At 58.1% G+C, this 24,191-nt stretch carries 25 protein-coding genes, 1 tRNA gene and 1 other RNA gene; 18 read left to right on the top strand and 9 right to left on the bottom strand.

Translation table 11 applies throughout. From position 1 onward, the window contains the following. Positions 1 to 2: 2 nt before the first annotated feature. Together AC0V6Q_RS03315 and AC0V6Q_RS03320 are read right to left on the bottom strand one after the other, a co-directional pair. A complete protein-coding gene (locus tag AC0V6Q_RS03315; protein ID WP_486167002.1) occupies positions 3 to 521 on the bottom strand; it encodes a low molecular weight protein-tyrosine-phosphatase in 519 nt (172 codons plus the stop codon). Between the two features lie 84 nt (positions 522 to 605). Next, positions 606 to 1,991, bottom strand: coding sequence for an ABC1 kinase family protein (locus AC0V6Q_RS03320; RefSeq protein ID WP_486167003.1), 1,386 nt, complete (start codon positions 1,989 to 1,991; stop codon positions 606 to 608). Between the two features lie 157 nt (positions 1,992 to 2,148). On the opposite strand from AC0V6Q_RS03320, the gene AC0V6Q_RS03325 reads away from it, so the two are divergent. The 7 genes from AC0V6Q_RS03325 to AC0V6Q_RS03355 all read left to right on the top strand — a co-directional run bounded on the left by AC0V6Q_RS03325 (position 2,149) and on the right by AC0V6Q_RS03355 (position 10,527). Beyond that, positions 2,149 to 2,643 (top strand): DUF3429 domain-containing protein, encoded by a 495-nt coding sequence (locus AC0V6Q_RS03325; protein ID WP_486167004.1) that lies wholly within the window; start codon positions 2,149 to 2,151, stop codon positions 2,641 to 2,643. Between the two features lie 136 nt (positions 2,644 to 2,779). After that, positions 2,780 to 5,374 (top strand): M14 family zinc carboxypeptidase, encoded by a 2,595-nt coding sequence (locus tag AC0V6Q_RS03330; RefSeq protein WP_486167005.1) that lies wholly within the window; start codon positions 2,780 to 2,782, stop codon positions 5,372 to 5,374. Between the two features lie 78 nt (positions 5,375 to 5,452). Beyond that, on the top strand, positions 5,453 to 6,379 hold the full coding sequence (gene thyA / locus AC0V6Q_RS03335; protein WP_486167006.1) for a thymidylate synthase: 927 nt from the start codon (positions 5,453 to 5,455) through the stop codon (positions 6,377 to 6,379). A 71-nt stretch (positions 6,380 to 6,450) separates the two neighbouring features. After that, a complete protein-coding gene (locus AC0V6Q_RS03340; RefSeq protein ID WP_486167007.1) occupies positions 6,451 to 7,746 on the top strand; it encodes a thiamine pyrophosphate-dependent enzyme in 1,296 nt (431 codons plus the stop codon). Continuing rightward, the gene (locus AC0V6Q_RS03345; protein ID WP_486167008.1) at positions 7,743 to 8,801 is read left to right on the top strand and encodes an alpha-ketoacid dehydrogenase subunit beta; all 1,059 of its coding nucleotides are present in this window, start codon (positions 7,743 to 7,745) and stop codon (positions 8,799 to 8,801) included. Before AC0V6Q_RS03340 ends, AC0V6Q_RS03345 begins: the two co-directional genes overlap by 4 nt. Positions 8,802 to 8,805: 4 nt before the next feature. Next, positions 8,806 to 10,083 (top strand): dihydrolipoamide acetyltransferase family protein, encoded by a 1,278-nt coding sequence (locus tag AC0V6Q_RS03350; protein WP_486167009.1) that lies wholly within the window; start codon positions 8,806 to 8,808, stop codon positions 10,081 to 10,083. 367 nt (positions 10,084 to 10,450) lie between these two features. Then, positions 10,451 to 10,527 (top strand) — tRNA-Asp (locus tag AC0V6Q_RS03355). A 32-nt stretch (positions 10,528 to 10,559) separates the two neighbouring features. Here the strand turns inward: AC0V6Q_RS03355 and AC0V6Q_RS03360 are convergent. From AC0V6Q_RS03360 to AC0V6Q_RS03385, 6 genes are all read right to left on the bottom strand, one after another. After that, complete coding sequence (locus AC0V6Q_RS03360) at positions 10,560 to 12,002, bottom strand: MFS transporter (RefSeq protein ID WP_486167010.1); 1,443 nt, start codon at positions 12,000 to 12,002, stop codon at positions 10,560 to 10,562. Between the two features lie 119 nt (positions 12,003 to 12,121). Next, positions 12,122 to 12,349 (bottom strand): DUF2842 domain-containing protein, encoded by a 228-nt coding sequence (locus AC0V6Q_RS03365; RefSeq protein WP_034957542.1) that lies wholly within the window; start codon positions 12,347 to 12,349, stop codon positions 12,122 to 12,124. A 281-nt stretch (positions 12,350 to 12,630) separates the two neighbouring features. Then, positions 12,631 to 13,218: a 5-formyltetrahydrofolate cyclo-ligase gene (locus AC0V6Q_RS03370; RefSeq protein WP_486167011.1), complete on the bottom strand. Its 588-nt coding sequence runs from the start codon at positions 13,216 to 13,218 to the stop codon at positions 12,631 to 12,633. 105 nt (positions 13,219 to 13,323) lie between these two features. After that, positions 13,324 to 13,491: non-coding RNA, 6S RNA (gene ssrS, locus AC0V6Q_RS03375), on the bottom strand. An 11-nt stretch (positions 13,492 to 13,502) separates the two neighbouring features. Continuing rightward, positions 13,503 to 14,081: a cell division protein ZapA gene (locus AC0V6Q_RS03380; protein WP_486167012.1), complete on the bottom strand. Its 579-nt coding sequence runs from the start codon at positions 14,079 to 14,081 to the stop codon at positions 13,503 to 13,505. Beyond that, the gene (locus tag AC0V6Q_RS03385; RefSeq protein WP_486167013.1) at positions 14,074 to 14,316 is read right to left on the bottom strand and encodes a hypothetical protein; all 243 of its coding nucleotides are present in this window, start codon (positions 14,314 to 14,316) and stop codon (positions 14,074 to 14,076) included. The genes AC0V6Q_RS03380 and AC0V6Q_RS03385 overlap by 8 nt, the downstream gene beginning before the upstream one ends. Positions 14,317 to 14,588: 272 nt before the next feature. Between AC0V6Q_RS03385 and tkt the strand changes: the two genes are divergently transcribed. The 10 genes from tkt to AC0V6Q_RS03435 all read left to right on the top strand — a co-directional run bounded on the left by tkt (position 14,589) and on the right by AC0V6Q_RS03435 (position 22,906). After that, positions 14,589 to 16,586 (top strand): transketolase, encoded by a 1,998-nt coding sequence (gene tkt / locus AC0V6Q_RS03390; protein WP_486167014.1) that lies wholly within the window; start codon positions 14,589 to 14,591, stop codon positions 16,584 to 16,586. A 16-nt stretch (positions 16,587 to 16,602) separates the two neighbouring features. Continuing rightward, complete coding sequence (gap, locus tag AC0V6Q_RS03395) at positions 16,603 to 17,610, top strand: type I glyceraldehyde-3-phosphate dehydrogenase (RefSeq protein WP_486167015.1); 1,008 nt, start codon at positions 16,603 to 16,605, stop codon at positions 17,608 to 17,610. 9 nt (positions 17,611 to 17,619) lie between these two features. Continuing rightward, the gene (locus AC0V6Q_RS03400; protein ID WP_486167016.1) at positions 17,620 to 18,042 is read left to right on the top strand and encodes a hypothetical protein; all 423 of its coding nucleotides are present in this window, start codon (positions 17,620 to 17,622) and stop codon (positions 18,040 to 18,042) included. A gap of 24 nt (positions 18,043 to 18,066) precedes the next feature. Continuing rightward, positions 18,067 to 19,266 (top strand): phosphoglycerate kinase, encoded by a 1,200-nt coding sequence (locus AC0V6Q_RS03405; protein ID WP_486167017.1) that lies wholly within the window; start codon positions 18,067 to 18,069, stop codon positions 19,264 to 19,266. 1 nt (position 19,267) lies between these two features. Further along, on the top strand, positions 19,268 to 19,696 hold the full coding sequence (locus AC0V6Q_RS03410; RefSeq protein ID WP_486167018.1) for a nuclear transport factor 2 family protein: 429 nt from the start codon (positions 19,268 to 19,270) through the stop codon (positions 19,694 to 19,696). A 25-nt stretch (positions 19,697 to 19,721) separates the two neighbouring features. Continuing rightward, entirely contained in the window at positions 19,722 to 20,180 is a 459-nt protein-coding gene (locus AC0V6Q_RS03415; protein WP_486167019.1) for a PaaI family thioesterase, read from the top strand. 86 nt (positions 20,181 to 20,266) lie between these two features. Next, on the top strand, positions 20,267 to 21,157 hold the full coding sequence (locus AC0V6Q_RS03420; RefSeq protein ID WP_486167020.1) for a fructose bisphosphate aldolase: 891 nt from the start codon (positions 20,267 to 20,269) through the stop codon (positions 21,155 to 21,157). 9 nt (positions 21,158 to 21,166) lie between these two features. After that, the gene (locus tag AC0V6Q_RS03425) at positions 21,167 to 21,643 is read left to right on the top strand and encodes a hypothetical protein (protein WP_486167021.1); all 477 of its coding nucleotides are present in this window, start codon (positions 21,167 to 21,169) and stop codon (positions 21,641 to 21,643) included. Positions 21,644 to 21,689: 46 nt separating this feature from the next. Further along, positions 21,690 to 22,334: a thiamine phosphate synthase gene (thiE, locus tag AC0V6Q_RS03430; protein ID WP_486167022.1), complete on the top strand. Its 645-nt coding sequence runs from the start codon at positions 21,690 to 21,692 to the stop codon at positions 22,332 to 22,334. Further along, positions 22,331 to 22,906 carry a YdcF family protein gene (locus tag AC0V6Q_RS03435; protein ID WP_486167023.1) on the top strand — a complete coding sequence of 192 codons (576 nt, stop codon included), beginning with the start codon at positions 22,331 to 22,333 and terminating at the stop codon, positions 22,904 to 22,906. Before thiE ends, AC0V6Q_RS03435 begins: the two co-directional genes overlap by 4 nt. Before the next feature lie 5 nt (positions 22,907 to 22,911). Here the strand turns inward: AC0V6Q_RS03435 and AC0V6Q_RS03440 are convergent, their stop codons facing one another. Next, positions 22,912 to 23,355, bottom strand: a complete 444-nt coding sequence (locus tag AC0V6Q_RS03440; protein ID WP_486167024.1) for an elongation factor P — start codon at positions 23,353 to 23,355, stop codon at positions 22,912 to 22,914. 267 nt (positions 23,356 to 23,622) lie between these two features. On the opposite strand from AC0V6Q_RS03440, the gene efp reads away from it, so the two are divergent. Further along, on the top strand, positions 23,623 to 24,186 hold the full coding sequence (gene efp / locus AC0V6Q_RS03445; RefSeq protein ID WP_486167025.1) for an elongation factor P: 564 nt from the start codon (positions 23,623 to 23,625) through the stop codon (positions 24,184 to 24,186). The last annotated feature ends 5 nt before the right edge of the window (positions 24,187 to 24,191 follow it).

Genomic DNA, 24,191 nt, shown 5'->3' on the forward strand with positions numbered 1-24,191 from the left:
CTCTAACTGGCGGGCTGACCTTGGCTCAGGTGGATTTGTGGCCCCTTGGCAATCGAAAGCACCAGCTGTTCAACCGCGGCTTGGACCGTATTCCAGCACTCTTCAAAATCGGCCACGTCGCCGTAATAGGGATCCGCAACCGATCCGCCTTCCTGACCCTCGATACAGTCCAGCAATAAGGCGACCTTCGCTTGGGAATGGCGCGGGGCGCGGGCGGCGATACCGGCAAGGTTCGCCGTGTCGAGCGCGAAGATATGCGTGAACTCTTCAAAGTCCTTTGCCGTCAATTGCCGCCCGCGTGCGCCCGAGATATCGACGCCGTTTTTGCGCGCTGTTTCGATGGCGCGCGGATCGGGTGGATCGCCAATGTGATAAGAGGCCGTGCCAGCGGAATCGATGCGTATGTTAAGGCCCGCCTTCGCGGCGGCCGCACGCAACGCCCCTTCTGCCATCGGTGAGCGACAGATGTTGCCAAGGCACACAAACAGCACCGCAGGCTCTACGTTGTTTTCCCATTGCATCAGTAATACTTAGCACCGACGGGCCGCGTTGCAACAAAGCATGGTTAAAACGCGCTAAAATACCAGTCCAGCCGGTGCCCAGTACTATGCGGCGTTAACTGCGAAGGGACTTGTTGCACCAAGTGTTTCTTCGGTTATGCGCCGCACGTTTACTTTGGCCTTCAGCCTTGCGCCCAAAAGGGCTGTGCCGGACACTTTGCGTTGCACAAACAGGGTTTCGATCGGCGGGAAAGCCCATGTGGCCTTGTCCTGGGCGATTTCCCAACCCTCGTCGCGCAGCAGAGGAATGAAGCTGCGATCACCAAAATCGAAGGGGGCATCCTCGCGCATTTCATTGATCACAATGTCGATCATGCGGGCAACGCGTTCAGGGTGGCGTTCTGCGACTATGGGCATCATGAAGCCCGCCTCGATGGTCGCGGCAAGCACTTGTTCGCGGTTCCCATTGAGCCCGGCTTCAAGCATCTTGCGATAGCCATTGGCGACATCGGGATCGACACTGCGGCAGGCACCAAAATCGAGAAGGATGATCTCATCGGTTTCGCGGCGGTAGCGGAAATTGGCGAAGTTGGGGTCGGTTTGCATGACGCCAAATTCAAACAATTCGCGGCAAACCAGCCGCATCATCCGCCCGGTAATATCGTTGACCCGCTCAGCAGGAAGGTCGTTCAAATCTTCGATGCTGGTCCCTGCCTCAAAACTCATCGCGAGGATTGATCCGCGGGTTAGCTCTTTGTGAAGTGTGGGAACAACAAAGCCTTTTTCGCCTGCCAATTGCTGACGATAAAGCTCCATCTGTTCGCCTTCACGCTGGTAATCCGCCTCTTCGTGAAGCTGTTTTTTGGCAGCGGCGAGAAGCTTTTCGATCTCAAGCTCGGGCGGGGCAAAGCCTGCGATTTTGAGCAGGGTCATCACATTGTCGACGTCGCTGTCGATGCTTTTGGCAACGCCCGGATATTGGACCTTGATCGCAAGCTCCTGACCATCACGGGTCATGGCTTTGTGCACCTGACCAATAGAGGCCGCAGCGATCGGGCGCGGGTTGAACCATTTGAACTGGCGGCGCCAATCATTGCCCCATTCCTTTTTAAGGACAGTATCCAGCTGCTTGGTCGGCATGAAATTGGCCTGATCGCGCAGGCGCGCCAGAATGGTGGAAAGCTCCTCTGGCAGGAAATCGCCGGCATCCATGCTGATCATCTGGCCCATTTTCATCGCCGCGCCGCGCATGTGCGACAGGCGATCCGTCATGCGGGTCACATTGCCCGGCGTCAGGATAAGCTCGCGTGCAGAAATGCCCTCTCCACTGGCGAGCCGCCGTGCGCCTTCGGCTGCCATGCCACCAGCGACACCGCCGACCAGCCTGCCGAACGAGCCAAAGCGGGCGATGCGGCTTGAGGGAACGGCGCGCTCGCGCGACTTGCTCGCTTTCGCGTTCTCTGAACTGGTCTCAGGGTCTTTATCAGGCACGCGGTCTCTCGATTTGTTGGATGCGCAATTATAACGGAAATGTGGGGAACCGGTTCCGCATTCCAAGCGCTGTGATTATACAATCCGGCTTATAATCCCGTTGAGGGTCGCAATTGGCCATCGGCGGGCCGCAAATCAGATGAAGAAGACGCATTCGATGATGACCCAAACCTCCCTGACCCCTGCGTCACGCTGGCTCGGCTATGCAGGTCTTTTGCCCCAGATTATCTGCGTCGGCTTGGCGTTCACCGGACATGAATATGCCTATTCGGCTCTTGCCGGAGGGTTCGCCTATGCGGCCGCCATCTTCAGCTTTCTGGGCGGTGTATGGTGGGGGCAGGCGATCCAGAAGGGTAAAGACGGGATGGTGGGGCCAGGTGCGGGGGCAGGGGCCTACATTATCGCGGTTATGCCCAGCCTCATTGCTGTTGCCCTGTTCCTTCCGTGGAGCTTTGGCTGGGAATGGCCGGGACCTGCGCTGCTTTATCTCGGGGCGTTTATTGCCTTGTCGCCCCTGATTGACCGGACGCTCGGTTTTGCAGCGCCTGATTTTCTGCGACTTCGCTGGCATTTGTCATTGGGGCTGGGCGGGCTCACCATTGCTTTGGGCATTGCGTCAATGAACCTTATGCGTGGAAGCCTTGCGGTTTAATCAGCGGTTTAATCTGCGGTTTAATCTGCGGTTTAATCTGCGGTTTAATCTGCGGTTTAATCTGCGGTATAACTTTACAAATCATGGCTGCCCGGTGCTAAGCACTGCATCTGAAACGATCCCAAAAGGAGCTCTAATGCTGGCCCGAATTTTTGCTGCTTTCTCATTGGCCTTTCCATTGGCTGTGTTTGCATCGCATGCGTCGGCAGAACCGGTGAGTTACTTCCAGGTCGAAGGCGTCACCTATGACGAGAGCGTTCCGGCATATGAGGACCATGCAGGCTACGAAATCGGCGAGCGGCCTGTGCGTCTTGGCGAGATGGTCCCCTATTTGCGCGGACTTGCGGCGAATTCGGACCGCATTGTGGTTGAGACATTGGGCTATTCGCATGAGCGGCGCCCGATCCTCTCCTTCATCGTCACGAGCCCTGAAAACCACGCCAATCTGGAAAGCATTCGCCAAACGCACTTGGCGCGCCTTGAGGGTCGGGCGGGGGCCAATGATGCGCCAATGGTGCTGTGGCTGAACTTTGGCGTGCACGGGGCAGAGACGTCGGGAATGGAGGCATCGGTTCCAGTGCTTTACCACTTTGCCGCGGCGCAAGGGCCAGAGGTAGAGGCTATGCTGGACAACGCTGTCCTGATCTTCACCGTGCCGTTTAACCCTGACGGACACACGCGCCGGATCGACCATGTCGATACCTACTGGTCATACGCCGACAATTCCGACCCCAATGATGCAGCGCACGACCTTTGGGTAGAAGCGCGCACCAATCATTACTGGTTTGATTTGAACCGCCAATGGCTCCTTTTGACGCAGCCTGAATCTCAGGCATGGATCAAGCAGTGGCACAAATGGAAGCCGATGCTGTCAGTGGATTATCACGAGATGGGATCGAACGCGCCGTACTACTTCCACCCGGGGGAAGAAAAGCGCAAGAACCCGCTGATCCCGGACCGTGCGCGTGATCTGACCTACAGCATCGCAACGCGTCATGCGGCCTATCTGGACGGGGAAAAGCACCTCTACACCACCGAAGAACGCTTCGATAATTACTATATCGGCAAGGGTTCGACCTATCCGCAGGTCAACGGTTCGCTGGGCATATTGTTTGAAGCAGGGGCAGCGCGCGGCGGCGCAATCCAGACCGAGCGCGGCCTTGTCAAAACGGCACAAAATGTGCGCACACAGTTCCGCACAAGCCTGACCAGCATTCAGGGCGCGCTTGACCTTCGCCAAGAGATCACCGCCTACCAACGCGACTTCTTTGCAGAGAACGCGCGACAGGCAAGCGGCGGTGGCTGGGTCTTTACAGCCGAGGGCGATCCGGAGCGGGCGGCGCGCTTTGTCCGTCTTCTCAACATGCACGATATCGAGGTCAGCGCGCTTGGTTCTGACATCACTGCTGGCGGCATGACCTATAAGGCCGGGACAAGCTATTTTGTGCCCATGTCGCAAATGAACAACCGCCTGATCCGCGGCATTTTTGAACGCGTGACCGACTTTGAAGAGAACATTTTCTACGATGTATCGGGTTGGACCCTGCCTTTGGCCTATGACCTTGATTATACGCGCGTCAGCCGCGCGCCATCGGTTGCAGGCCGGGCACAAGGCACATTCCAAAGCGCTGCTGCACCCGATGTTGCACCCTATGGCTATGTGTTCGACTGGTCGCACACATATGCGCCGCGCGCGCTCAACCGCATTTTGTCCAAAGACATTATGGCACGCGCCGCGATGGAGGGCACCGTTGTGCGCACCACCACCGGTGAGGTGACACTTGGACGCGGCTCGATTTTCGTACCGCTCGACCGGCAAGAGGTGTCTGCCGATGCCATTCATGAAGTGATGCAGACGATTGCTTCCAAAGACGGCGTGCCTGTCTATTCGGCGATTTCCGGCCTCACCCCTGTGGCGGGCCGTGATCTGGGCGCGAGCAACATCTTCCGCGCATTGGAGAAGCCGCGCGTGGTGCTCGCCTATGGCGGGGGCCTTGCCTATTATGACGCAGGCGAGATGTGGTGGACACTGGACCACGGGCATAACATGGCCGTCACTTTGGTGAGCAAAGACCGCCTCGGCAGCCTTGATTGGAGCGAATACACCCACCTTATCCTTGTCGGCGGCAATGTCGGTCTCAGCAAATCTGTGACCGATGGATTGAACCGCTGGATCCGCGGCGGCGGTACTCTGGTCGCAACCCGCAGCGCGAGCCTATGGGCTGAAAAGCAGATCCTTGGCCGTATTAACGAGGGCGAAGTTGAGGAAGCCGATGAGGGGGAAACGCCGCAGCGCCTCAATTTCGAGGACCTGGGCGTTCGCGATGCAGAGCATGTGATCGGCGGCGCGATTTTCGCTAGCGACCTTGATACCTCGCATCCGCTCGGCTTTGGTTTTTCCGACCGCGACCTGCCGGTCCATCGCAATGTGACTTTCACTTTGCAAAGGCCGGATAAAAACCCCTACGCGGTGCCGGTCCAGTACACGTCCAGCCCGCTCCTTTCAGGCTATGCATCGCAGCGCCGACAAGAGGAAATCGCTGGTACACCGTCGGTTGTGGCAGAGCGCAAAGGGCGCGGCACCGTTATCCTGATGGCGGATAACCCGGTCTTTCGTGGCACCTATCCCGGCACAGAGAAGCTGCTCATGAACGCGCTGTTCTTCTCCGGTCTGATCGATGCCCCGCGCGGCGATTATGAGGATGAGGGCGAGCACGTTCACGGGCAGTAATTGGCACGACCAATAATGGGCGCGACGGGTGTGGATAGCTGAGGTGGCAAGCTGGCGATTGCGAGCTATAGATCAGCTATGACTGCACCTCATTCCGAACAGCAATATCTGGATCTGATGCACCAGATCTGGACCTCTGGTAGCGAGCGCGTGGACCGCACCGGTATCGGCACGCGTTCGATTCCCGGTGCCATGTTGCGGTTTGATCTGGCGGATGGGGCGATGCCGCTTCTCACCACCAAACGCGTCTATTGGAAGACTGCAACGCGCGAGATGCTGTGGTTCCTGACGGGTGAGACCAATATTCGCCCGCTTGTCCTGCAAGGGGTGAAGATCTGGAACGAGTGGCCCCATGCGCGCTACGTGAAAGCGACAGGCGAGGATATTGCCCTTGAAGATTTCGTGCAGCGCATTGCCGATGACGAAGCCTTTGCGCAAAAATGGGGCGACCTTGGCCCTGTTTATGGCAAGCAATGGGTCGATTGGCCCACATACCAGAGGCGCGAAGATGGGCTTTTCGAAAAAGGCCCCGGCATCAATCAGGTTGCCGATGTGGTGGAATCCTTGCGCAATAACCCCGGAAGCCGCCGCCATATTATCGAAGGGTGGAACGTGGCCGAGGTTGACCAAATGGCTCTGCCCCCATGCCACAAGACCTATCAGTTTCATGTCGCAGACAATCGGTTGAATTGCATTCTCTACCAGCGGTCTTGTGACGTTGCCTTGGGTCTGCCTTTCAACCTTTGGTCAGCGGCGCTTTTGAACAGGATGCTGGCGCAGCAAACCGGCCTTGAGGCGGGGGAGCTTATCTGGATGGGCGGAGATGTGCATTTGTATCTCAACCACGCGCATTTGATCGAAGAACAATTGAGTCGCACACCCTCCGGCAACCCGACGCTCGAAATCACCAGAAAGCCTGAAACAATTTTCGATTACAAAATCGAGGATTTTGTGGTGCATGATTACGCGCCTCTGCCTCCAATCAAGGCTCCTGTTGCGGTGTAACCGGCGCGGCTTGACCGGGCTTTTCCCTCGGGCTTATCGCTCTTCCACACGCTTTTTCTGGGAGAGCAGATATGGCCGATCCGGCCTCAAATCGCCCTACGCTAGCCTTGCACGTACCCGAGCCCAAGTCGCGGCCCGGCGATCCGGTTGATTTCAGTGAATTCCATGTTCCCGAAGCGGGCGCGCAAAGCCGCCCTGATGAAGGCACCAAGCCTGAAGACATGACAGACTTCGCCTATGATCTCGTCCGCGTTTTGGGCGAGGACAATAAGGCGCACGGTCCCTGGGACCCGAAGCTTGATCCCGATACGCTTCGCACGATGCTCGGCCATATGGCGATGGTCCGCGCTTTTGACGAACGCATGTTCCGTGGGCAACGTCAGGGCAAGACCAGCTTCTATATGAAGTGCACCGGCGAAGAGGCGACCAGCGTGGCGGCCTCAATGGCTCTGGCCAGCGACGACATGGTTTTCCCAAGCTATCGCCAGCAAGGCATTCTGATCGCGCGCGGATATCCGCTGATCGAGATGATCAACCAGATCTATTCGAACGCAGGCGACAAGCTCAAAGGCCGCCAGCTGCCGATCATGTATTCGAGCCGCGAACACAGCTTCTTCTCGATCTCGGGCAATCTGGCCACCCAAACCCCGCAAGCTGTTGGCTGGGCCATGGCCAGCGCGATCAAGGGCGACAGCCGGATCGCAGCGACATGGGTGGGCGAGGGCTCAACCGCAGAAGGCGACTTCCACTCGGCCTGCACCTTTGCCAGCGTTTACAACGCGCCGGTGATCCTCAACGTGATCAACAACCAATGGGCAATTTCCAGCTTCAGCGGCTTTGCAGGGGCAGAGCGCACGACTTTTGCGGCGCGCGCCTTGGGCTATGGCATCGCTGGTCTGCGTGTGGACGGCAACGACGCGCTTGCCTGTTTCGCGGCACAGCAATGGGCCGCCAACCGTGCGCGTGCGAATCAGGGGCCGACGCTCATCGAATATTTCACCTACCGCGCCGAAGGGCACTCAACGTCCGACGATCCATCGGGCTATCGCAGCGCGCAAGAGCGTGAGGAATGGCCGTTGGGTGATCCGGTTATGCGCCTTAAAAACCACCTGATCGCGATTGGCGAGTGGGACGAAGAGCGTCAGGAGGCGATGGATCTGGCGTGCGCGGAGGAGGTCAAGAAAACCACAAAAGAAGCCGAGAAGAACGGCATTCTGGGCCACGGCCTGCATCACCCGTTCCACACCATGTTCGAAGACGTGTTCGAGGAGCTTCCATGGCACCTCAAGGAACAGGCCGAGCAAGCGACCCGCGAGCGCAAGATCAAATGGCCTGACCAGCACCCGATGGATGGAGCCGGCAAATGAACGCGCAGAGTAAGGAAATGACCGAGACGAGCGCATCCACCGGACGCCGCATCAATATGATCGAGGCGATCAATGAAGCGCTCGACACGATGCTGGCGCGCGATCCCGATGTGATCGTCATGGGCGAAGATGTTGGTTACTTCGGCGGCGTCTTCCGCTGCACGGCGGGCCTTCAGGAAAAGCACGGCAAGACCCGCGTTTTCGATACCCCGATCAGCGAATGCGGCATTATCGGTGTGGCGGTCGGCATGGGGGCCTATGGTCTGCGCCCTGTCCCCGAAATCCAGTTTGCGGACTATATCTATCCCGGCATTGACCAGCTTATCAGTGAAGCGGCACGCCTTCGCTATCGTTCAGCGACCGAATATATCGCGCCAATGACGGTGCGCTCTCCTTTTGGTGGCGGGATTTTCGGGGGGCAAACCCACTCGCAATCGCCCGAAAGCATGTTCACCCATGTCTCGGGGCTAAAGACAGTGATCCCTTCCACGCCATATGATGCCAAGGGTCTGCTTATCAGCTGTATCGAAGACAACGATCCGGTGATCTTCTTCGAACCAAAGCGTATCTACAACGGCCCTTTCACAGGCTTCTATGACAAGCCGGTCGAGCCGTGGAAGAAACACGATGCAAGCGTTGTGCCCGAAGGATATTACAAAATCCCGCTTGGCAAGGCGCGGCACGTGCAAGAGGGCGAAGCGCTCACCGTACTAGCTTATGGTACAATGGTTCACGTGGCCGAGGCAGTTGCAAAGGAAAAAGGCATTGATGCCGATATCCTTGATCTGCGCACTCTGGTCCCGCTCGATATCGAAGCGATTGAGGCGTCGGTTAAGAAGACAGGCCGCTGCCTGATCGTCCACGAAGCCACCCGCACCAGCGGCTTTGGCGCGGAATTGTCGGCGCTTGTCACCGAACGCTGTTTCTATCACCTCGAAGCTCCCGTTGAGCGGGTCACAGGCTTCGACACACCCTATCCCCACAGTCTCGAATGGGCCTATTTCCCGGGCCCTGTCCGCATTGGCGAGGCAATGGACAAGATTTTGAAAGACTGAGCAGATGGCAAAGTTTACATTCAATATGCCCGACGTGGGCGAGGGCGTTGCAGAGGCCGAGATCGTCGAATGGATGGTCAAGGTCGGCGACACCGTGTCCGAGGACCAACACCTTGTCGACGTCATGACGGACAAGGCGACGATCGATATCGAGAGCCCGGTTGATGGCACCGTTATCGAAGTCGCAGGCGAGGTTGGCGATGTGGTCGCGGTTGGCTCGATGCTGCTGGTGGTGGAAGTCGAGGGCGACGAAGTGCCTGAGGTTGAGGAAGTGGCTGCCGCAGCTCCCGCACCCGCGCCTTCACCAGAACCTGCGCCTGCACCCGTACCAACACCCGCTCCAACACCCGCTCCGGCACCTGCTCCATCTGCGGAACCGGCACCCGAGCCTGTTGAAACAGCGCCAGCGGCAAAGGTCCTCGCATCCCCTGCTGTTCGTCAGCGTGCGCGCGATCTCGGAATTGATCTGTCCGAAGTAAAGCCGGCAAGCGATGGACGTGTGCGCCACGCGGACCTTGACCAATTCCTCGCCTATAATGCAGGCGGAGGCTTCTCTCCTGCTGCTGGCAAGCGCGAAGACGAGGTCATCAAGGTTATCGGCCTTCGCAAGCGCATTGCCGCCAATATGAGCGCTGCCAAACGCAACATCCCGCATTTTACCTATGTCGAAGAATGCGATGTGACTGCACTGGAAGCGGCGCGGGCCGACCTTAACGCGTCGCGCGGGTCAAAGCCCAAACTTACCATGCTGCCGATGCTCATCACCGCGTTCTGCAAGGTGCTTCCGAACTATCCGATGATCAATGCGCGCTTCGATGATGAAGCGGGCGTTGTGACCCGTCACGGCTCGGTCCACCTTGGCATGGCGACGCAGACCGACAATGGCCTTATGGTGCCGGTGATCCGCGATGCGCAGGCGCGCAATTTGTGGCAGCTTGCCACCGAGATTGGCCGTTTGGCAGCCGCTGCCCGCGATGGATCGGCTAAGTCCGAGGAGTTGTCGGGTTCGACACTCACAGTGACCTCTCTGGGCCCCCTTGGCGGGGTTGCGACCACTCCGGTGATAAACCGCCCGGAAGTCGCTATCATCGGCCCCAACCGGATTGTTGAGCGCCCGATGTTCGTCTCTGACGGTCAGGGCGGAGAGCGGGTCGAGAAGCGCAAGCTCATGAACATCTCGATTTCGTGCGATCACCGCGTTGTGGACGGGTATGATGCAGCATCCTTCATTCAGGAGGTCAAGCAACTGATCGAGACCCCTGTTTTGCTGCTTTCAGATTAGGGTCAGGCCCCATAGTTTGCGCGATTGAGGTTTGAGGCAAAAAGGCCAGTCATAAGAAGCGAAGGCGCTGGAATACCGGCGGTCTTTCAAGCGTTCGCGACGAAGTGAATGGCCTTTTTGGTCAAATCCCTTCGGGACTACAGAATGACTTCCATCTCGTCCGTAAACACGCTTGGAATAGCAGACAGCTGTCCCGGCGCGTACTTCCGCCCGATATGTTCGTCATTCTGACGCCTCAAACGTGCGAACTATGGGGCCTGATCCCTTAGCTCACAAAAAAGCGCTTTTAGGTCGCATGTGGGCGTTGACAGCCCCGATTAGCTGGCCTAGAGGCGCGTCTCCCAAGAGGCGCTAGCCGCTTAAATGCGCGGGTGTAGCTCAGTTGGTTAGAGTATCGGCCTGTCACGCCGAGGGTCGCGGGTTCGAGTCCCGTCACTCGCGCCACTTGGGACATTTTCTTCATCTTTGACCTGACGTTAGTCAGCACGATTGGAAAGTGCCGTGAGGTTCGCCTCATGCTGCGCTTTATCGATCGTGTAACGCGACAAGCAAAAAAGCGCCGCCAGATATAGCACGAGCAGCGATGGCGCATAAGCTGCGCCCAGCATCCACAATGTGTCATCGGGAACGTCGGCAAGCTCCTCGCCTTGCGGGAAAGCAATTGCCGACAAGATGAGCCCGGCCGCGAGCACGCCCAAGCCTTGCGTGGTTTTGCGCGTGAAGGTCATCGCTGCATAATAGACGCCCTCATTGCGCCTTCCGGTGCGCAGCTGGTTTGATTCGACCAGATCAGCCGTCATCGCATAGCTGAGCATCTGCACCGCAATGATCAGCGCCAGATCAATCATGTTCACTGCGACAAGCAAAGGGAACAGGATCGGATCGCCATTTTCCGGCATCAATCCGACAAGCCGAAGCAGATAGGGTGCAGGCTGGATCGTAAAGGCGAAGAAGCCGAGCAGGAGCGCCGCTTTCTTCTTGCCCATTTTGCGCCCGATCATGGGCGCCAAAAACAAGGCAAGACCTGCCGACAAAAACACCGTCGAGGTCCAGATGAAGATTTGAAATTCGGACAGGGCCCAAAAGTGCTTGAGCATGAGGAAGGCAAGAGAGGTGTTGAGGCCAACTGCTATCGAGAAAAGCACTGTGGCGACAAACAGCGGGATGAAGCTGCGCTCGCTCAATATTTCGAACATTTCGCGCATGATGCGGGCAAAGCTGAACGGTTCGGTCGCTTGCGCTGGTTTGGTGAGCGTTGGAATGCGGTGGTGGGTGGCCATGGACGAGACGATGATTGCGGCAAAGATGACGCAGCTGGCGATGATACCGTAGGTTTCAAACCCGCTGCGGTCCTGCATGCCCAATGGCCCGGCAAGCAGCACTCCGAACAACAGGACGCTCATCAAATTGCCGCTCGCCCATCCGAAAAAGATGCGGAAAGACTGAATGCTTGTGCGTTCTTCATAGTCGCGCGAAAGCTCGGGCAGAAGCGCGGAAGAGGGCGTTTCATAAAGCGTTATGAATGTGCGGATCGCGATGGCGAGAAAGGTCAGATAGAAGAACAGACCCGTCTGCGACCAGACGGGCGGGTTCCACAAAAGGAAATAGCTGAGCCCCACAGGGATCGCCGAGGCATACATAAAGGGATGCCGCCGCCCGAGGCGCGAGCGAAAATTGTCCGACCAATAGCCAACGAGTGGATCGGAGATCGCATCGAACACAAGGGCGATGAGGATCGACAAGCCCACAAGGCCCGGTTCGAGGCCCACGACCGTTCCGTAAAAGAGAAGCAGGAAGTAGTTGAACCCGCCCTCTTTGATGCCGAGCGCCGAAGACCCAAAGCCGTGGGTAATCTTGAGCCACAATGTGGGCGGCGCTAGTTGGCCCGCGTTTTCGCCAGCCTTGGCAGTGCTTGCCATATATTTATCTCTCCGGGAGAAGAGGCTAGGGGCACGGGTTCAGACTGGCAAGGGTTCAAGCTGGCAAGGGTTCAGGCTGGCAAGGGTGCAGGCTTGCAATCGTCGCAGTGACGAAAACGCTAGTCGGGCTTTGTTCCCCATTTCCCCGTTTCCATCCAGATGAGGAAATTGCCCAGCGGCAAAAGCCAGACGACGCCGAGAAAGATGTAGACCACGGTCTGCGCCAACCAGTGCCAGCCAGCGAGAATATCAGCGAGATAAACGGCGATCAAAATGCCATAGACCATCAGACCCAGAAACAGGCCGATAATGCCGACAGGGATTCTCCAGGTGGGTGTCTCGCGCATTAGGTTGCACCTACGAATTGGGTGTGGATCACGATTTGGGACAAAATCCGCTTTCGCGAGGAACGTGAGCGCAGGAAGTGCGGCTCACTTTCAAGTGAATGTGACGCTGCGAGAGCGGATTTAGGCCAAACCGCCCCAAAGACCTGAAATGGGGGGCTGGATGAGAAATCGCCAGCTATGCGTCCCTCGTCCTTGAATATGTTCCACATGTCCGTCGTCCTTACTCCTTTAGCAGACGATTTCTCATCCAGTCGTGACCGCACCCAATTCGTAGGTGCAACCTATTCTAATCCGTACATCCGAGTGGGGGTGATGACCCCGCTGAGTTTCATATCGTGTGGCTCTACCGGCAGTTCTTCGCACAATTGCACATCCCAGGCGAGGCCGATTGCCAATGTGTCCGGGTGTGCCGTCAGCCAGCGGTCATAGTGTCCGCCACCTTGGCCAAGGCGTTCGAGGTCCTGCGTAAAGCCTATCAAAGGTACGAAGACGATATCGGGAGAGATGAGGGCTGCGTCCTGCGGGGGCTGAACAAGGCCAAAAGGCCCCGGTTCAAGGTCGGTTTCTGCATGCGGATCGGTGTGGATGCGAAACTCCATGCTCGCGCTTTCATCGGCGAAGTACGGCAGACCTATAGTATGCCCTGCCTCCTGGAAGAACCGCGCGTAAGCACCTGTTGGCGCTTCGAATTCGGTCGCGTGATACAGGCCGATCACCGCGCCAGCGTCGATCTTTGGCAAGAGAGGGCGAGGGGGCGTGTTGAACAGCAGCCCTCGCACGATGTCAGGCTGAGCCAACACATGCTCGCGGCGAGCCTTGCGTAGAGATTTTCTAAGGTCGGCTTTAGTGATGTTTTGGGCTCCAACCAACGGCCGAAGGCCGAAAGGGCGACCGCCCGCCCGCAGCGTGGGCAGCTTGCCTGCCCGTATAGCGAGGACGAGAGTGCGGATGCGCTCTCGAAAAAACAAAGACGTGACGGAACCACCATGGGCCGGACCATGAAATCCTCTGACGCGAAAACGTCAGGTGGGCGCCGTATACTCTAGACCCCAGGACAAACCCGTAATCTAAAGAAGGGACAGCTCCCTATGGATTGCTTATAGCCTCAGGGATGTTCGTTAGCTCGTGCCGGGCAGCCCCGCCAAGAAGCTATCTAGGAGACTTGTACCTGACCTTCAAGCTCGGTCGCGGCAGTCTCGGCGCGCAAGGCCAGTGCCTCGAGCTTCTCGGCAAGAGCTTTGGTGTGGGCCGCATTGTCCTCGGCGCTGCCGAATAGGTCGTGCTGGTGACGCGCATCTTCCTGCATTGCGGCGATTTCCGCCTTGAGCTTGGCGATTTCCTTGCGCGAATGCTCCTCGGCCTTGCGCAAGGTTTCGATCTCTGCGTGGAGTTCAGCTTTGCCCTTGCTGGCCTTTTCGATGTCCTGCTCGACTTCGGACTTTGCCTTGCGAGAAGCGTTTGCAATATCGTCTTTTGCGCGGGCCAGTTCAGCATTGGCCTGAGCGAGCTCTGTGCGGGCATTGCCGATGTCTCGCCGCGCTTCGTCGAGTTCGTCGGCCATGAAGAGCGCGGCAAAGACCATATTATCGGCCTCTTGCGCAGCGCGTGCACCGCCCAGTTTAGCGTAATTTTCGTCGATCAATGCGCCGAACTTACGCACCTTTTCCTCATCTGCCGGATCGCAGGCGATCTGGTAGGTGCGGGGGCCGATCTGGATCTTGACCTTATTCACCCTCCAGCTCCTCGATCAGCGTGTCCAATTCTCCAAGAGTATCAGCCACTTCTTCGCGAAGCTTCTCATGGGCATTGACCAGAGCCATCACGCGGGCAGAGCCGCCGCCATCCGCGGGTGCAGGCTCTTTTTCGGCCTTCTCCGAGGAGTATTTCAACTCCAGCCGCGCCGCATCAATGCGAGACATCGCTGCGGTGATGCGGGTCATTGCCTGATCGATACGTGTGGCGCTCATGGCCCAACGATTTACCAAGTTTGCTCCCTTTCGCAAAGCATTGGTTCGCTCTGTTGATAAATGATCTCGACCAGAGGATGGATTTACAGGCTCAATGCACGCTTAGCCGGTATCAATGCAGGGCCAAGTGTTGACCTCGTGAGGCCGCTCGGCAATGGCCTTTCACACGGCGGGTAGGGCTGCGAATCGCCCCCTGTAATCTCGCCTGAAGAATTGCGACCACCACCAATGTTCGCCGCGCCATGGCGAGCTAGCAGGAGCCAAGCCGTCACATGACCATCGACCCCGCACGCCTTCAGCCAATGGCCAATGCAATCCGCGCTTTGTCGATGGATGCGGTTCAAGCAGCCAATTCCGGGCACCCCGGTATGCCTATGGGTATGGCAGATGTGGCGACGGTGCTGTTTGACCGGCACATGAAGTTCGATCCCGCGCGCCCCGATTGGGCCGACCGCGACCGCTTTGTGCTCTCGGCAGGCCATGGCTCGATGCTGATCTATTCGCTTCTCAACCTGTCGGGATATGCGCGTCCCACTATGGAGGAAATCGCGAACTTCCGCCAATTGGGCAGCCCGTGCGCGGGCCACCCTGAAAACTTCCTGCTTGATGGCGTTGAATGCACCACCGGTCCTCTGGGTCAGGGCCTTGCGATGGCTGTTGGCATGGCGATGGCAGAGCGGCATTTGAACGCGAAATTTGGTGATGATCTGGTCAGCCATCGCACATGGGTTGTGGCGGGCGACGGGTGCCTGATGGAAGGTATCAACCACGAAGCGATTGGTCTTGCGGGCCACCTTAAGCTTGGCCAGATGAACATCCTTTGGGACGACAACGCGATCACCATTGATGGTGGCACCGATATGTCGACCAGCGAAGACATTTGCGCCCGTTACGAGGCAACCGGATGGCATGTGGTCAAATGCGATGGCCACGATTTTGCGAGCATTGATGCGGCATTGGAAGAGGCCAAGGCCGATCCGCGCCCGTCACTTGTCGCGTGCAAAACCATCATCGGCAAAGGCGCCCCCAACAAGCAAGGCACCAGCGCAACGCACGGCGCGCCGCTTGGCCCTGACGAGATTTCCGCTGCGCGCGATGTTCTTGGCTGGGCTGCGGCACCATTCACAGTGCCTGAGAATATTGAGGCAAACTGGCGCGCTGTCGGTGCGAAGGGCGCAGAGGAGAGTGCGGCGTGGGATGCACGGCTTGCGGCGTCGGCGCACAAGGACGCTTTCGAAGCGCAAATGGCGGGTCCAGCGGCGGGCGCTGATGCGGCTTTGCAGGATTATATTCGCGGTCTTGCCGCAGAGCCCAAGAAGGTTGCCACCCGTAAGGCAAGCGAAATGGCGCTCGGGCCTCTGACCGAGAAACTGCCGCAGCTTATCGGCGGCTCAGCCGACCTCACCGGTTCCAACAATACCAAGACGCCTTCGACCACCCCATTCATGGCGGACGATTATTCGGGCCGCTATGTCTATTACGGGATCCGCGAATTCGGCATGGCAGCCGCGATGAATGGCATGGCGCTTCACGGCGGCGTGACCCCATATGGCGGCACGTTCCTGATCTTCTCGGACTATTGCCGCAATGCGATCCGCCTGTCGGCGCTGCAACAAGTAGGCGCGATTTACGTCATGACCCATGACAGCATTGGTCTTGGCGAGGACGGTCCGACGCACCAGCCGATCGAGCAGGTGATGAGCCTTCGCCTGATCCCGAACCTTCTGACTTTCCGCCCGTGCGACACGATTGAGACCGCCGAATGCTGGGCGCTCGCGATCAAATCAACCGAGACGCCTTCGGTGTTGGCGCTGACCCGTCAGGGCCTGCCGCAATTGCGCGGTAAGGGCGATGAGGCATGGACCGGCGCGGACAACCGCTGCGCCAAAGGTGGCTATCGCCTCCAACCGGCCAAAGCCGCGCGCAAAGTCGTGCTCGTTGCCTCGGGCAGCGAAGTCGCGCTCGCCGCAGATTGTGCAGCCGCACTTGAGAGCCAAGGCATCGGTACAGACGTTGTCTCCATGCCATGCACGGAGCTGTTTGATACTCAGGACGCCGCTTACAAAGCAGACCTTTTGCCAAGCGATGCGCTGATCGTTTCGATTGAAGCGGGCGTTACCCAAGGGTGGGAGCGTTATACGGGGCTCAGCGGCCTCAACATTGGTATCGACCGTTTCGGAGCGTCTGCTCCGGCAGATGATCTGTTCGCCAAATTCGGCCTCACTCCAGAGGCGATTGTTCCACAAATCCTCAACAAATTGAGCAACTAAGCAGGAAACCCTCACAATGACGACTAAGGTTGCAATTAACGGTTTTGGCCGCATCGGCCGTCTTGTCGCCCGCGCCATCCTTGAGCGCAGCGATGACGATATGGAGCTGGTCTCGATCAACGATCTGGCCGACACCAAGTCCAACGCTCTTTTGTTCCAATACGATTCAACCCATGGCCGCTTCCCCGGCTCGGTTGAAGTCGAAGAGGGCGCGATTGTCGTCAACGGCCAACGCATCGCTGTGACCTCAGAGCGTGATCCGGCCAACCTGCCTCACGGCGAGCAGGGCGTGGACATCGTGCTGGAATGCACCGGTTTCTTCCAAAGCGACGAAGCGTGCCGTCCACACCTTGCCGCTGGCGCGAAACGTGTCCTGATCTCAGCACCCGCTAAGGGCGTTTCTGCCACCGTTGTCTACGGCGTGAACCACGATGTTCTGACCGCAGAAGACGTGATCGTTTCCAACGCAAGCTGCACCACAAACTGCCTCTCGCCAATCGCGAAGGTGCTCAACGACACGGTCGGGATTGAGCGCGGCTTTATGACCACGGTCCACTCCTACACCAATGATCAACGTATGCTCGACCAGATGCACAGCGATATGCGCCGTGCGCGGGGCGGGGCGCAGAATATGATCCCGACCACCACCGGTGCTGCGCGCGCTGTGGGTCTGGTACTGCCAGAGCTTGCGGGTAAACTGGACGGGTCTTCGATCCGTGTGCCGACGCCGAATGTGTCTTTGGTTGACCTGGTATTCCAACCGGGCCGCGACACGACGGCTGAGGAATTGAACGCAGCGCTTAAAGCGGCAGCCGAAGGTCCGATGAAAGGCGTGCTCGATTACACGACCGATCCGCTGGTGAGCAGCGACTTCAACCACCACCCTGCAAGCTCGACCGTGGACAGCCTCGAGACGAGCGTCATGGAAGGCAAGCTGGCCCGCGTGGTGAGCTGGTACGACAACGAATGGGGCTTCTCCAACCGCATGATCGACACCGCTAAGGTGATGGCGAAATTTCTTTAAGCGCGGCTCATGAACTTCACGGAACTGCACCCTGAATACCTTGCGGCGCTTGCGCGGCAGTTTGGATTTCTGGGTGCGTTTTTGGGCGGTATCTCGGCGACACTGTTCGTCACTTTGTTAACCTTGGCAAAGCCGGGCAAGGTGGTCCGATGGGCGATCGGATTGGCCGCCGTCGCAGCTGTCGCCTTTATCGTCACCGCTTACATGAGCGTCGGGGTGATTGCGAACAGTCACCCCAATGCGCCGCCCGAAATGGCGGGCAACTCCATTGTGGCCGTTCAGGTCGGCATGTCCCTCAGCTTTGGAATTGGATCCTTCGCTCTTCTTGCGGCAATCGGTGTAAGTGGTTGGTCGCGCTCTAAGCCGCTTGGGATTGTCACCTCGATTGTGGCATTCCTGGGCGCCGTCCCTTTGCTACTAGACTTCGCATAAGAATCTCTTGGAGAACTCGATCTAATGCCCACATTCAAAACCCTCGATGATCTGGGTGACGTGACCGGTAAGGTCCTGCTGGTTCGGGTCGATCTCAACCTTCCGATGAAGGACGGGTCTGCAACGGACCTCACCCGCGCAGAGGCGGTAAAGCCGACCATTCTGGAGCTTTCGCAAAAGGGCGCGAAAGTTCTCTTGCTCGCCCACTTTGGCCGTCCCAAGGGGATGCGCTCGTCGATCTTGTCGACCAGCATGGTTGTTGGTGATGTCGAGACGGTTCTGGGCAAAGAGATCATGTTCATCCCCGAGGTGGCTGGCCCGGTGGTGGAACAAACCCTTGGCATCCTTCGCGATGGGGACATCGGCCTTCTGGAGAACACCCGCTTTTGGCCGGGTGAAGAGGCAAATGACGCAGAGTTCGCGCAAGCCATTGCCGCGCATGGCGATTTCTATGTGAACGACGCCTTCTCCGCTGCGCACCGCGCCCATGCGACCACAGAGAGCATCGCGCATATCCTGCCGGCCTATGCGGGGCGCGCGATGGAGAAGGAGCTCAAAGCCCTCGACGCAGCGCTTGGCAATCCGCAAGCCCCTGTTGCCGCCGTTGTGGGCGGGGCGAAGGTTTCGACCAAGCTTGCTGTCCTCGAAAACCTCGTCGGCCGGGTGCAGCATCTCATCATTGGTGGCGGAATGGCGAACACATTCCTCGCTGCGCGCGGGGTCGATGTGGGCAAATCGCTGTGTGAGCATGACCTTACCGACACCGCTTCAAAGATCATGGACGAAGCCGACCATTCAGGATGCACCGTACACCTCCCCTATGACGTGGTGGTGGCGAAGGAATTCACGGCAAACCCTGCTTCCTTGCGCACCTGCAACGTCCATGAGGTCGCCGCAGACGAGATGATCCTCGATATCGGCCCGCAGGCTACCGAAGCGCTCGCCGATGTGCTCAAAACCTGCCGCACGCTGGTATGGAACGGGCCTCTGGGCGCGTTTGAAACCGAGCCATTTGACACCGCGACCATGTCGCTTGCCAATCATGTTGCTGCGCTCACTCTTGAAGAATCGCTGATCAGCGTTGCCGGGGGCGGGGACACGGTCGCCGCGCTGGCACAGGCTGGCGTCACCGAAGACGTGACCTATATCTCTACCGCAGGCGGCGCGTTCCTTGAGTGGATGGAGGGCAAAACCCTCCCCGGTGTTGCGGCTCTGGAAGGCTAAAATGAGCAGAATTCAGGCCGAACTTGAGGTCGATGAAACGCGCCTGATGCGTGCGTGGATGAACCGCGACGGCGATGAAGTGCGCGCGGTTGTTGCCCGAAATTGCCTGATGCTGTTCGGCACACAGCCGCCTGCGCTGCTCGACCGGCCAAGCTTTCTGGCAGGGCTTGATCGCGGGCTACGATGCAAGGGTTTTCGCTTTCACGAAGCAACGGTCCGCAAATATGGCGCGACTGCGTGGTATTGCGGCCAGGTCGATATGGAACTGAACATCGGCGGCAACGACTGGTCCGGCACCTTTCTTTTGACCGATCTGTGGCGGCGCGGGACAATCAAACGCAAGTGGCAATTGGCCGAGCGCTCTCTTGCCCCGACAGAGCCCGATACGAAGCTGTGCGATGCCATTCGCGCGCTGCAATTGTGGCGTTGATGCGCCTATCCAAGGAACTCTACAAATGACCGAGCAGAAAACCGAATACGGTTATGGCAACGCTGTTGAATGCAAGGAAGGCGAGTTTGCCGGATGGTATCACTGGAACCACGACCCGTATGAAACGCGGTCCGGCCCGTTCTTTATGCGCCGCGAGGATGACGGGTCGTATCTGAGCGCCTTTCGTGCCGAAGAAAAGCACATGAACGGGGCAGGGTCGATGCATGGCGGATGCCTGATGACTTTTGCCGATTTTGCGCTGTTCGCAATCGCGACCGATGAAATGCGCGACCAGATGGGCGTGACCATGAACCTGTCCAGCGATTTTCTGGGCGGGGCAAAGCCTGGTGCCTTGATGGAAGCGCGCGGCGAAGTGACACGCGGCGGCGGTAAGACCATTTTTATCAGAGGCCTGATAACAGGCGACGGCGCGCCGGTGCTCAGCTTTACCGGAATTATTCGCAAGTTCTCCAAACGACCCTAGCAAGCCCGGTTGCCCGTTACGGGCGGCATGGCTAAAGGGCACGAAACACTCACGCATACGAATGCAAGGGCAGGGACCTTTTCACGATGAACACTCAAGAGATGACAGCCAAAATTGCAACCGGCGAAGGCTTTATCGCAGCGCTTGACCAATCAGGCGGCTCAACTCCCAAGGCGCTTCGCGGGTACGGTGTTGAAGACAATGAGTGGTCGAGCGACGAGGAAATGTTCGCCCAAATTCACAAAATGCGCTCCCGCGTCATCACCTCGCCATGCTTTTCCAGCGGCAAGGTGATTGGCGCTATCCTGTTTGAAAAAACGATGGATGGGCAAGTCGACGGCAAGTCCACCGCCGATGCATTGAAAGCGCGCGGCATCGTGCCTTTCATCAAGGTTGATCAGGGTCTCGCCGACGAAGAAAACGGCGCGCAAATGATGAAGCCTTTGGACAAGCTTCCCGCGCTGCTGGAAAAGTCGGTTGGCCACGGCATGTTCGGCACCAAAATGCGTTCGGTCATCAAATCAGCCAATGCCAAGGGCATAGCCGCCGTGGTGGCTCAGCAGTTTGAAATCGGCAACCAGATTGCTGACGCAGGGCTTATGCCAATGCTTGAGCCTGAGTTTGACATTACAGCGGACGACCGCGAGGCGGGCGAAGATATTCTTCTGGCTGAAATCATGAAGGGTCTGGACGCCCTGCCAGAGGGCCGCAAGGTGATGCTGAAGCTCTCGATCCCTGTAAAACCCGGCCACTACACCCCCGCAATCGAGCACCCTAATGTGCTGCGCGTGGTCGCACTGTCCGGTGGATTTTCGACAGATGACGCGTGCGCTCACCTCGCCAAGAACCCAGGCATGATCGCAAGCTTTAGCCGCGGCCTTCTTCAGGACCTGCGCAAGGGCCAATCGGACGATGAATTCGACGGCACGCTTGGCAAGGCCATCGACCAAATTCAGGCGGCCAGCGTCGCGGGGTGAAGAGCCCCGATGAGCGAGCCGCAGAGCTTCCCCTACCATCAAGGTCTTGCGCCGATGATGTGGGTTTTGTTTGTCCTATCGCTCATTGAATTGGTGGTGGTTCACCTCTTCGTTGCGCTCAAATGGCCATTGATCGGGTGGACCTTGACCACGATTTCAGCGCTTGGCGCAGTGTGGCTTGTCCGTTGGATACTCTCCTTCAAACGTCTGCCGCATGAATTGCGGGACGGCGTGTTGAGCCTCAGACTAGGCAACCTCAAAAATGTTGAAGTCGCGCTTGAGAATGTGAGTGGTGTCAAATCGTCGTGGGAGCAGGGCGCACATGACGACAAGGCAAGCCTTAATCTTGCACCTATTGCTCATCCAAATCGCTGCCTTGATCTGAAAAGCGCGGTGGATAAGGGCAAGACACGTGTATTTATTCGCTGCGATGATGCCGCATCCTTTGACCTGGCGATGCGAAATCATGGATTTTCGGTCGAATAGGCAGTGCTGGCTTGGCGAAGGGCTAAAGGATGGCTAAGCGCAAGCCATGACGGACACACAGCTTTACCTGATCTCCCCGCAAGATGTGGACGGCGATTTTCCTGACCGGCTTAAGCGTGCGCTTGAGGCGGGTGAGGACATCGTGACCGCGTTTCAATTCCGGGTGAAGGGCATCGCAGACCAGCACGAGGCGGCGCGGCTTGCAGCGCCCTTGCAGGAAATTTGCGCGGCGCATGATGTGGCCTTTATCGTCAATGACAGCGTCCCGCTTGCGAAACGATTGAAAGCTGACGGTGTGCATTTGGGGCAGGATGACGGTGATCCGAGGGAAGCACGCGAAGAACTGGGCCGAGATGCGCAGATCGGGGTGACCTGTCACGCGTCGATGCATATGGCGATGGAAGCGGGCGAGGCGGGGGCCGACTATGTTGCCTTCGGTGCGTTTTTCGAAAGCACCACCAAGGACACAGTTCAGTCCCGGGGTGAGGCTGAACACCCCACCACCGACATGATTGAGCGCTGGGTGAAACTGTTCGAGATTCCGCTGGTCGCGATCGGCGGGATTACACCGGAAAATTGCGGGCCACTGGTGGCTGCAGGCGCGGATTTTCTCGCCGTTTCAGGAGCGGTCTGGAATGGCGATGAGGCGAAAGTCATACAGGCTTTCGCAAAGCAAATCCGGGGCGAATGAAGAAAGCGTTCCTTGTTTGCTTTACTGCTATAACTGTGTGGCTTGCCGCGGTTGCCGTGTGGATTGCAACCGGACCGCCGCAAAGCAAATCGGACACCGCAGAGGCAGCCGTCGTTCTTGGGGCGGGGGTCGACTTTGACAAACCATCGCCCGTTTTCGCCGCGCGCATCGATCACGCGGTAGCGCTTTATAAGGCAGGCCGGGTCTCTCGGCTCGTTTTTACGGGCGCTCGCTCGCCAGAAGATGCTGTGTCTGAATCCATGGCGGCAAAGGTCTATGCCCAAAGCGCAGGTGTACCCCCGGCTGCGATCCTGACGGAAGACATGTCCCGCACGACACGGCAAAATCTGATCGAGGCCAAAGGCGTCATGGCCTCTGCCGGTATTCCGGACGCGCTGATTGTCTCTGATCCCTATCACTTGCGCCGGGCGATGATGATGGCGGGCGACCTCAATGTCACCGCCAGGGCGAGTGCCACACCAACGACGCTCTATCGTTCGTGGTCTACAAAAGGCGACTTTTTGCTGCGCGAACTCTACTTCGTGCACCATTACTGGTTGTTCGTGGAGTAGCGGGCCTATTGTCGGCGGTCGGCTAACCTTGTGCACAAAAGATCGCCGCGTTCGCCTTTGGCGTCGGTCTTGCGCAGCTGGTTTTCGCCAACGCGTTCAAACCGTTCGCCGTTTTTGGGGCCTGCGGTGAAGGTCAATTTGTTGCCGCGAAGAATGTACGTGCCCGAACCTGCATCAGAATTGTAGCGCGACGCGGTGCTGATCCGAAAACCTTCGGATTTCACCACCTCATAGGCGCGGCCACCGGCATCGCCGGGCAAAGCGCATTCATAATCGCCATGCGGCATGGTGCGCAGCATCCCGCCGGCAGGAACCCTCGCTTGGGCCCCGCCTCGGGCAGCGTCTTGGGCAGGGCCTCGATGCTCCATGCCTTGTTTGGACAGCACCGGTCCGGCGGTCGCAACCACGGCTCCGCTCACTGCCAATAAGATGATGAATAGGGTTCGCATGCTTCGCTTGTATACCTGCCTCATGCTTTACTACCGATTTACCGTAAGGACGGCCAGCGCGTTAACCGTAAAAACATGCATCCTGCGTGAAGGGCAGGCTCGGGGGCAGGCCCAGGGGCAGTCTTAGCGGCAGCGGCAGGGCCAAGGCCGTCACTGCGCTTGCCCCGGATGGACACAGCGGCTATTGGCGCGCTTTGATTTCCAGTCAGAGGTGCGCGGCTCTCAACAGCGGCAGCGCCTGTCACATTTTTCGAAAGCATTTGTCTCATGAAAATCAGCGGCGTCGATATCCGTCCCGGCAATATCATCGAGTATGAAAACGGCATCTGGAAGGTTGCCAAAATCCAGCATACCCAGCCCGGCAAAGGCGGCGCGTATATGCAGGTCGAGATGAAGAACCTTCAGGACGGCCGCAAAACCAATGTGCGCTTCCGCAGCGCCGATACGGTCGAGAAGGTGCGCCTCGATACGCAGGAATACCAATTCCTCTATGAAGACGGCGACATGCTCGTCTTCATGGACACGAACACTTATGAGCAGATCAACTTGCCCAACGACCTTCTTGGTGATGCTCGTCCGTTCTTGCAGGACGGCATGCAGGTCATGCTCGAGCTGTGGGAAGAAAAGCCGATCAGCGTGCAGCTCCCGGCGCAGATCGAGGCCGAAATCACCGAGGCTGACGCCGTGGTGAAGGGGCAAACCGCCTCGTCCAGCTACAAGCCTGCCGTGCTCGACAATGGTGTTCGCATCATGGTTCCGCCGCATATCGAAAGCGGCACGCGCATCATCGTTGACGTGTATGAGCAAACCTACGTCGGCAAAGCGAGCTAACCATT

The organism is Erythrobacter sp. S227 (assembly GCF_057364925.1).

What these genes read in the sequence shown, in the direction of transcription:
- AC0V6Q_RS03315 (WP_486167002.1), bottom strand. Translation starts at nt 521, where the DNA reads ATGCAATGGGAAAACAACGTAGAGCCTGCGGTGCTGTTTGTGTGCCTT.
- AC0V6Q_RS03325 (WP_486167004.1), top strand. Translation starts at nt 2,149, where the DNA reads ATGATGACCCAAACCTCCCTGACCCCTGCGTCACGCTGGCTCGGCTAT.
- AC0V6Q_RS03330 (WP_486167005.1), top strand. Translation starts at nt 2,780, where the DNA reads ATGCTGGCCCGAATTTTTGCTGCTTTCTCATTGGCCTTTCCATTGGCT.
- thyA (WP_486167006.1), top strand. Translation starts at nt 5,453, where the DNA reads ATGACTGCACCTCATTCCGAACAGCAATATCTGGATCTGATGCACCAG.
- AC0V6Q_RS03340 (WP_486167007.1), top strand. Translation starts at nt 6,451, where the DNA reads ATGGCCGATCCGGCCTCAAATCGCCCTACGCTAGCCTTGCACGTACCC.
- AC0V6Q_RS03345 (WP_486167008.1), top strand. Translation starts at nt 7,743, where the DNA reads ATGAACGCGCAGAGTAAGGAAATGACCGAGACGAGCGCATCCACCGGA.
- AC0V6Q_RS03350 (WP_486167009.1), top strand. Translation starts at nt 8,806, where the DNA reads ATGGCAAAGTTTACATTCAATATGCCCGACGTGGGCGAGGGCGTTGCA.
- AC0V6Q_RS03360 (WP_486167010.1), bottom strand. Translation starts at nt 12,002, where the DNA reads ATGGCAAGCACTGCCAAGGCTGGCGAAAACGCGGGCCAACTAGCGCCG.
- AC0V6Q_RS03365 (WP_034957542.1), bottom strand. Translation starts at nt 12,349, where the DNA reads ATGCGCGAGACACCCACCTGGAGAATCCCTGTCGGCATTATCGGCCTG.
- AC0V6Q_RS03385 (WP_486167013.1), bottom strand. Translation starts at nt 14,316, where the DNA reads ATGAGCGCCACACGTATCGATCAGGCAATGACCCGCATCACCGCAGCG.
- tkt (WP_486167014.1), top strand. Translation starts at nt 14,589, where the DNA reads ATGACCATCGACCCCGCACGCCTTCAGCCAATGGCCAATGCAATCCGC.
- gap (WP_486167015.1), top strand. Translation starts at nt 16,603, where the DNA reads ATGACGACTAAGGTTGCAATTAACGGTTTTGGCCGCATCGGCCGTCTT.
- AC0V6Q_RS03400 (WP_486167016.1), top strand. Translation starts at nt 17,620, where the DNA reads ATGAACTTCACGGAACTGCACCCTGAATACCTTGCGGCGCTTGCGCGG.
- AC0V6Q_RS03405 (WP_486167017.1), top strand. Translation starts at nt 18,067, where the DNA reads ATGCCCACATTCAAAACCCTCGATGATCTGGGTGACGTGACCGGTAAG.
- AC0V6Q_RS03410 (WP_486167018.1), top strand. Translation starts at nt 19,268, where the DNA reads ATGAGCAGAATTCAGGCCGAACTTGAGGTCGATGAAACGCGCCTGATG.
- AC0V6Q_RS03415 (WP_486167019.1), top strand. Translation starts at nt 19,722, where the DNA reads ATGACCGAGCAGAAAACCGAATACGGTTATGGCAACGCTGTTGAATGC.
- AC0V6Q_RS03420 (WP_486167020.1), top strand. Translation starts at nt 20,267, where the DNA reads ATGAACACTCAAGAGATGACAGCCAAAATTGCAACCGGCGAAGGCTTT.
- AC0V6Q_RS03425 (WP_486167021.1), top strand. Translation starts at nt 21,167, where the DNA reads ATGAGCGAGCCGCAGAGCTTCCCCTACCATCAAGGTCTTGCGCCGATG.
- thiE (WP_486167022.1), top strand. Translation starts at nt 21,690, where the DNA reads ATGACGGACACACAGCTTTACCTGATCTCCCCGCAAGATGTGGACGGC.
- AC0V6Q_RS03435 (WP_486167023.1), top strand. Translation starts at nt 22,331, where the DNA reads ATGAAGAAAGCGTTCCTTGTTTGCTTTACTGCTATAACTGTGTGGCTT.
- AC0V6Q_RS03440 (WP_486167024.1), bottom strand. Translation starts at nt 23,355, where the DNA reads ATGCGAACCCTATTCATCATCTTATTGGCAGTGAGCGGAGCCGTGGTT.
- efp (WP_486167025.1), top strand. Translation starts at nt 23,623, where the DNA reads ATGAAAATCAGCGGCGTCGATATCCGTCCCGGCAATATCATCGAGTAT.